Annotated in this window: 7 protein-coding genes and 1 pseudogene; 1 reads left to right on the top strand and 7 read right to left on the bottom strand. The window is 59.3% G+C overall.

Annotation, left to right across the window (positions count from 1 at the left end; translation table 11 throughout):
• From ACVWXE_RS07370 to ACVWXE_RS07360, 3 genes and pseudogenes are all read right to left on the bottom strand, one after another.
• Positions 1-86: pseudogene (locus ACVWXE_RS07370) on the bottom strand (IS5-like element ISSoc13 family transposase); the annotation flags it as partial.
• Positions 87-478: 392 nt separating this feature from the next.
• Positions 479-973 carry a GNAT family N-acetyltransferase gene (locus tag ACVWXE_RS07365; RefSeq protein ID WP_041436262.1) on the bottom strand — a complete coding sequence of 165 codons (495 nt, stop codon included), beginning with the start codon at positions 971-973 and terminating at the stop codon, positions 479-481.
• A gap of 68 nt (positions 974-1,041) precedes the next feature.
• The gene (locus ACVWXE_RS07360) at positions 1,042-1,206 is read right to left on the bottom strand and encodes a DUF6464 family protein (protein ID WP_238376969.1); all 165 of its coding nucleotides are present in this window, start codon (positions 1,204-1,206) and stop codon (positions 1,042-1,044) included.
• A 296-nt stretch (positions 1,207-1,502) separates the two neighbouring features.
• On the opposite strand from ACVWXE_RS07360, the gene ACVWXE_RS07355 reads away from it, so the two are divergent.
• Positions 1,503-2,585, top strand: a complete 1,083-nt coding sequence (locus ACVWXE_RS07355) for an Mrp/NBP35 family ATP-binding protein (RefSeq protein WP_414347466.1) — start codon at positions 1,503-1,505, stop codon at positions 2,583-2,585.
• Here ACVWXE_RS07355 and ACVWXE_RS07350 read toward each other — a convergent pair.
• The 4 genes from ACVWXE_RS07350 to ACVWXE_RS07335 form a co-directional block, all read right to left on the bottom strand.
• Positions 2,582-2,950, bottom strand: coding sequence for a hypothetical protein (locus tag ACVWXE_RS07350; RefSeq protein WP_414522695.1), 369 nt, complete (start codon positions 2,948-2,950; stop codon positions 2,582-2,584). The genes ACVWXE_RS07355 and ACVWXE_RS07350 overlap by 4 nt on opposite strands.
• Before the next feature lie 65 nt (positions 2,951-3,015).
• Positions 3,016-4,947 carry a BamA/TamA family outer membrane protein gene (locus ACVWXE_RS07345; protein WP_457489955.1) on the bottom strand — a complete coding sequence of 644 codons (1,932 nt, stop codon included), beginning with the start codon at positions 4,945-4,947 and terminating at the stop codon, positions 3,016-3,018.
• 187 nt (positions 4,948-5,134) lie between these two features.
• The gene (locus ACVWXE_RS07340; protein ID WP_011432412.1) at positions 5,135-5,479 is read right to left on the bottom strand and encodes a hypothetical protein; all 345 of its coding nucleotides are present in this window, start codon (positions 5,477-5,479) and stop codon (positions 5,135-5,137) included.
• 542 nt (positions 5,480-6,021) lie between these two features.
• The gene (locus tag ACVWXE_RS07335) at positions 6,022-7,275 is read right to left on the bottom strand and encodes an ABC transporter substrate-binding protein (RefSeq protein ID WP_457473390.1); all 1,254 of its coding nucleotides are present in this window, start codon (positions 7,273-7,275) and stop codon (positions 6,022-6,024) included.
• Positions 7,276-7,350 lie beyond the last annotated feature (75 nt).

Below are 7,350 nucleotides of genomic sequence, written 5' to 3'. Positions count from 1 at the left end.
TCTTTCCCAATGTTAACTCTCTCTTCTGTCTGTAAAAAAGCCAATATCTTCTGCCATTTGTTTTCATCTAAAAAAACCAACTTCATCCTCTTTCCTCTATAAATTATTCTCTCTATCCTAACATAAGATCAACACGACCTAGTTGAATCGCAACAGAACTTGAAAGCCAGCCGTGAATTCAACGGCAAATCCCTCGTACAGTCCACAGCCTAGCCGACGCCGCCTACCCCCCAGAAGTGCCGCTGTTCCCCCCAGCGTCAACAAAGCCTAGTACCCAGGAATGCTGGGGAAGGGAAACCACCTGTCCAGTTGTTCTGTCGGGGGTCGTAGACCTAGACAAGTGGCGTGGGGTAGGAATACCCAACCGCGAGGTAAAGACTCCATCCCGCTGACGCCAAGGGAAGCCCGCGCTCTGTCCGTAGGACGAGCGCCGGGAGGATGTCACGAATGCTAGGGTCTGTAACAGAGGGGAGCTTGCTCAAGATCGACAGGGATCCTTGGCCAGCCGAGCCAGAGCCTCCAAATCAGCACCCACCACGCGGTTGAGAATCCATTCGGGATGTTGCTGGGCACCCATGCGTCGATAGAACTCTATCGCCGGCTGATTCCAATCCAAAACCATCCACTCCAGCCGCCCATATCCTTTGGCCACCGCCTCCTGAGCCACCCGCGCCAAGAGCGCTTTGCCAATGCCTCTGCCGCGAAACTCCGGCAACACGAACAGATCCTCAAGGTAAATCCCTGGTCGGGTCAGGAACGTGGAAAAATTGCGGAAGTAGAGGGCAAATCCCACCGCTTGCCCCTCCACTTCTGCCAACAACGCCGAGGCCAAAGCCTCTGGGCCAAACAAATAGTGGCGCAACAGATCAGCGGATCCCGTTACCAGGTGGCTCAGCTTCTCGTACTCGGCCAAGGCGCAGATGAGGTCAAACAAAACGGGCACATCTAAGGCGGTGGCAGGACGGATTTCCATACTTTTGCCTGGCTTCACAACCAATTCCTTGAATTTCCTGAGATACCGGCACGAGAACAGACCACAGTTTATTCTTGTTGTGGACAGAACGCCCAGGCAGCATCTTTTGGACGCGCAGCGTGGTGGGGGCAGCGGCAGGGGCCCAGAGGACTCACCGCACAAGGCAGGTAGGGTGACCGAGAAAAGTAACGGCAGAAGGGATCCCAGGCCGAGTCAGAAAAGAGAGTTGGCATGGCCCGGCGCTCGTCCCCGATTGAGAGGCGGCGGGATCCCCTCTTTTCCAGCAGAGGGATCAACTGAGCCCAGAACGTTAGCCCCAACCACAAGCCAACTCCCACTCAGCGCTTGCACAATTGCCCTCCCCCGTCGGCCAACAGCGTTGTCTTCCAACCAGAATCAGCCTCGGCCAGCCTGCTTGCCCAGGACTAGCGTGGCAGCCCGTTTTGGAGCTGTCCTTCCCTGCCGGCAAGAACCCGAGAAAAACCGATTAGAGTGAAATATGGACTGACCCGCTGAGCCTTCCGATTCCATGACCACCTCCACCCTTGATGCTGCTGCCATCCTTGAAGCGTTGCGCCCTGTTCAAGATCCGGAGCTGCGCCGCAGCCTGGTGGAACTGAACATGATCCGGGATATTCGCGTCGAGCCTGGGCGAGTGGCCTTTACCCTGGTACTGACCACGCCGGCCTGCCCTTTGCGGGAATTCATTGTGGAGGAGTGCAAAGCTGCCATCCGCCGGCTGACCCCCATCGAAGCCATTGATGTTACGGTAACGGCAGAAACCCCCCGTTCCCCTTCCCTGCCGAATCGCCAGTCCATCCCCGGTGTGCGCAACATCATCGCCATTTCCAGCGGCAAGGGGGGAGTGGGCAAAACTTCGGTGTCGGTAAATGTGGCGGTGGCGCTGGCCCAAAGTGGAGCGCGGGTGGGGCTGCTGGATGCCGATATTTACGGTCCCAATGTGCCGCTGATGCTGGGCCTGCAGGATCGGTCTCTGGTTGTGCAAAAACGGGAAGATGGCGGCGAAGACATCTTCCCCTTGGAAAATTACGGCGTCAAGATGGTGTCGATGGGCCTCTTGGTGGGACGGGATCAGCCGGTGATCTGGCGGGGGCCAATGTTAAACGGGGTGATCCGGCAATTTCTCTATCAGGTGCAGTGGGGAGAGTTGGACTACTTGATTGTGGATATGCCCCCCGGCACCGGCGATGCCCAATTGACCCTAGTGCAGGCAGTGCCGCTGGCAGGAGCTGTGATCGTCACCACGCCCCAATCGGTGGCCCTGCTGGACAGCCGCAAGGGCTTGAACATGTTTCGGCAGTTGGGGGTGCCCATCCTGGGCATTGTGGAAAACATGAGCTACTTCATCCCGCCCGACCTGCCGGATCGCCAGTACGATATTTTCGGCTCAGAAGGGGGAGAGACCACGGCCCGCGAGCTTGGTGTCCCGCTGCTGGGGCGGATCCCGCTGGAAATCGCCCTGCGCCAAGGGGGAGATATGGGTACGCCTATTGTCATCGGCCAACCTGAGTCGGCTTCAGCCCGGGCCTTGAAGCAGATTGCCAAAACCTTGGCAGGCCGCGTTTCCATGTTGGCTTTGGGGGCAGGCTAGAAGCGCTCTGCTTCCACCAACGAGACCCCGAAGCTGCGTCCTCCCACCACAATCCCCTCTTGGGCTTTGCCGCGCACGGTTACAGTGCTGTTCATGGCCGGCAGCCCCTTGTCGGTGATGACCCAAAGGGAACCGCTGTTGTCTTGGAGCTCATACACACCCTGGCCGAACACCCCTATCTGGTTCACCACGCGACCGCGGACATACACATCGGTGTAGCGGGAGGGATTTTGCTCTACGGTGGCGATGGGAGTTGTGCCGATGCCCAGCCGCGCCAGTTGCCCACACCCTGCCAGGGCTAAGCTGAGGCCCAGCAGGAGCGCCAGGGATCCGCCGCGGAACGATTGGCCGAGTCGCTGTTTCATGGGTTGCTTCCACTGACGAGCACCTGCTCCCACCATAGCAAGCCGGCAGCCGATCCACGGCCAAGTCAGAACTTCTCGCCAATGCCGAAGTGCAGTTGGCCTTGGCCGGCTCCGCCTTGCCCAACCGCGTAGTCGATGCGCAGCGGCCCCAAGGGAGATTGGATGCGAATGCCGACCCCCAGCCCCAAACCACTGCCCGGCTTGTTGCGCACCGCTGCGGGATTGCCGGCCACCGCAGCTCCACTGCCCAGATCAGTGCCGTAGTCGGCGAAAACCACGGCTCCCACCGGGTCAAAAAGGGGGAAACGCAACTCGGCGGTTGCCGTAGCAAAGCTGCGACCGGAACCGATACCCCCCTCAAAAAAGCCCCGCACCGAGTTGCCGCCACCAATGGCAAAAGCATCGTAGGGAGCCAAGTCGCCGATGGTCGTGCCTGCTCGCACATCAAAGGCCAATACCTGCGGTCGCTCGCTGCGGGTTTCAAACAGGTTGACGGGAATGAACTGGCTGTAGCCGGCCTCGAGGCGGTTGGCATTCAAGCCATTTTGAAACAGACGTACCGACTGTTCTGTGGAGATGCGAAAGACCGAGCCCTGGCTGGGGCTGTTGGGGTTGTCGCGGGCGTCGTTGACAAGGCCGAGGCGCAGGGTGGTGTAGCTGTCTTGGCCGCTCTCGCTGAAGGTAATCGGGTTGCCCAGCACATCGAAGCGCTGCTGCTCCCCGTTGCTGTTGCGAGCTTCTACAAATTGGATGCGGGTGCCCAAGCTGGCCCGCCAATTGCCCCCAATCGGGCGAGAGAAAGTCACCCCGCCGCCAAGACGGTTGATGCGCACGGGATCCCCGTTGGGCAGGGTCAATCCCTCATTGAAGACAAAGCTAGAACTTTGCTGGTTGGAGATGTTGACGTTGTAGGAGGTGGGGATCTCCAGCGTGGCAATCCGCGGGTCGGTGAAGTTCAAATCGAAGAGGGTTTCGTTGGTGCCCACCTGCACGTTGAAGCTGGCACTCTGGTTGTTGCCGCCCAAGTTTTGTTCGGAGACGTTGAGGCCGGCGAAGACCCCTGTGGCGGAGCTAACGCCGATGGTGCCGCCCAAGGTACCGGTGCGACGTTCTTCCACGTTCACCACCACCACCACCTTGTCGGGATCCTGGCCGGGGTTGAGCCCCACATTCACATCTTGAAACAGGTTGAGATTAAAAACCGCCTGCAGGTCTTCCTGAATTTGGTTGCGGTTAAACACATCCCCCGGCTTGGACTTCAACTCGCGGGTAATGATGAAGTCACGGGTTTTGGTGTTGCCCTGAACGCGAATATCCTCGATCACCCCTTCGGCGATTTCCAGGGTGATGGTGCCGTCTTCAGAGGAGCGCACATCCGTAACCTTGGCCAGCACGTAGCCCTTGTCGGCGTACCACTGTTCAATCTCGGCCACCGCCGATTGCAGCTCGCCGAAGTTGAGCACCCGCCCTTCCTGGTCGGCAAAGGCGGCCCGCAGCACTTCCGGATCCAGAACTTTCGCCCCTTCTGTGCGCACCGCTTTGAGAATGGGGTTGGGCTTGACCTCAAAGGTGACCCGCACTCCCAAGGGTGTATCGGAAGGCACCGCCCGCACATCGGCAAACAAACCGGTGGCAAACACGGCATTGATGTCTTCCCGCAATTGAGAGCGGGTGGAAACCTCGCCGGCGCGGGTGCGGATGACGCTGTAAACCCGGTTGATCAGCTCCGGATCTTCAGTGCCCTCAACCACTACCTCCGCTACCAACACTTCTGGCTCGCCGGCAGTGGGGGGTGGGGTGGGGGAGGGCTGGGCGGGGGTGTCGCCACCGGTGCGCAGGTCAAGGGTGCCGGGCTGGGGAACCGATTGCGCCCAAGCCGGGGATCCCATCAGCAGAGCGCTACGGGACGCTTCAGCAAACGCAAAAGCGGTGCAGAGCACCATCCCGCGGGTGAGCGCTGAAGTTAGCCAAGGGCGAAGTTGCCTGGAACGATTCATGGGGATCCCTCGCACACCAAAAAGCAAGATTGCAGAGCCGGGCCAAGCTTGCGTTAAAACCCTCTGCCGCCCAGCAGCGGACAATTGCCCTGGATTATATCAATCCCCATCCACCCAGATCCGAGCGTGGCCGCGAACCGGATTGCGGACTTGGGCAGTCTGGAGTGCAAAAAGCAGCCTCCCCCGCTCAAGGCAGGCGCAGGGATCCCCTACAGCGCTGGCCGCAAGACCTCGGCTCGACTTCCTCGGCAGCTAGGTTGACTTGGGAGTTGAGGATGACGACGGTGATGGGAGCAGGAGTGGGAGGCAAAGAGCGGCTGCTCCTCCAGCCCCAACTGTCAGCGTACTGTTGTGGGGGAACGTTGGGCAGGATCAGGACGGTGTTTTGCAGGACGTTGCTTTGCAGGGTGGTGGCGTTGCCGTTCAGGATCGCCATCTGCTGGGTGTGGGAAGTCTGAGCCAGGACGGCTGGAGCAAACCCGAAGCCGAGCAGAGCTGCCACTCCGGGGAGGAGGAGTTGGGTGGACAACATCGAGGATTCTCCACAAGACGCCAGGATGCCGACACTTTAGCCTGCTTTGCCCTCCGCTGAGTTGCCGCAAAAAAGCAAAAAAAGCTACGTGATGGGGAGGGATCCCTGCTGGGGACGTACAGCCGCGCGGCCCAGGCCCACAAAAAAGCCTGCAGAGGGTACTCTGTGCAGGCCCGTCTTGCTCGTCTGGATTGTCTTGATGGAGCTGATACATTCACGCTGAACTCTCCTGAACATGGTTCAGGAAAGAAGCGATCGCATCCTGCCTATCTCTGTTCGCGTCAGCGGGACGGAGTCCAAACAGGAAGGCGGTATCCCGCAAAGCCCTGAGGAATACCCCCCGAGCGCTTTCCCCCTTCACTTCCCGGCAACCGTTGCGGTGGACTCAAGGATCAGGGGGAAACTTGGTCTACTATATCCCTCTCAATGACTTTTGCCAAACCGCCTAAAGCTCAGTAAATTCAGCAAAGTTCAGGGTTTTGGGGGTTAGAGGCATGCTCAGAAGGAGAAACCGGCCCCCGCTCAGGAGCCGCAGGGGAAAATCAGCTCTCCGGCTCAAACACCTTCAGATCCACCACCTTCCCCCCTTGGAAAGTCCAGTGGGCAAAGGTGCCGGCCACCTCCCCATTCTCATCGAAGTTGATGGATCCAGAGGCGCCGGTGTAGAAGATGTCTTCCCCTTTGCCGATCAGCTCCACCGCCTTGGCCCACTCTCCAGGCAGGATCTCGGTGCCAGGCGGATTGGCCACTTCCCGCAAGGCATCTCGAACAGCGGTGCCATCGGTGCTGCCGGCTTTCTGAATGGCCAGAGCCAGGACAAAAGCGGCATCGTAGGCGGTGTCGATGTAGGGGGTGGGGGGCAGCTCCCCGTAGGCGGCTTTGTAGGCTTCGGCAAAGATTTGGTAAGCCTTGCTATCGGTGAGGGCCTGAGGCGAAACGCCGATGGATCCCTCTAGCTTTTCGGCTCCCACCTGGGCTGCCACGTCGGGAGAGCGCATGCCATCGGTGAAGACAAAGCGGTCAAACAGTCCTTCTTCCAAAGCTTGCCGCAAAATGACCACACCGTTTTCGGGGTAGCCAATCAGCACCAACGCCTGGGGATCCCCTTCCTTCAGTTGGGTCAGCTCACTGCGGTAGGAAGCCTTGCCGGGCTCGTAGGGAACCGACTTGGTGATGGTGCCGCCCCGCTTTTCAAAAGCCGTCTTAAAGCTGTCGGCCAGGCCCTGGCCGTAGTCGTTGTTAATGTAAATAATGGCCAGGCGCTCCAGCTTCTCTTCACGGGTGATCTGGGCCAAGGCCACCCCTTGGTAGGCGTCGGAAGGAACCGTGCGAAACAGAAAATCGTTGTCCTCCAGAGTGGTGATGGTGGGGGCGGTGGAAGCGGGGGAAATTTGCGGGATCCGATTGGGAACAGAAACCGTCGTGGCCACCGGGATGGTGATGCCACTGCCCAAGGCGCCGATGATGCCGGCCACCTTCTCCACGTTGACCAACCGCTGAGCTGCGTCGATAGCCGGCTGAGCCGACGTCTGGTCATCCGCTTCGACCACTTGGGCAGGGGATCCCAAAATGCCACCGGCGGCGTTGATTTGGTCAATCGCCAGCTTGATCCCTTTGAGGCAGTTTTCCCCGAAGGCCTGCAGATCCCCGGTAAGAGACATCAAGGCCCCGATTTTGACCGGCCCCTGAGTGGCCTGCTGAGCCGTGCTGGGCAGCAGAGTGGTGGCAAGAGCAGCAGCCGTCAGGGCAGCCGCCGCCGCAAAGGCCCGTCGGGTGAGTTTGTTCATGGGAGACATAACCAACAACCTCCTATGAGGGAAGAGAAAGTAGAACTCAGATCCCAAAAGTCAAGCAAGTGTTGAACCGTAGCA

This window comes from Thermostichus sp. MS-CIW-41 (genome assembly GCF_054058915.1).
Note: the sequence above shows the minus strand (reverse complement) of the source record. Positions and strands in the feature narration are given on the sequence as shown.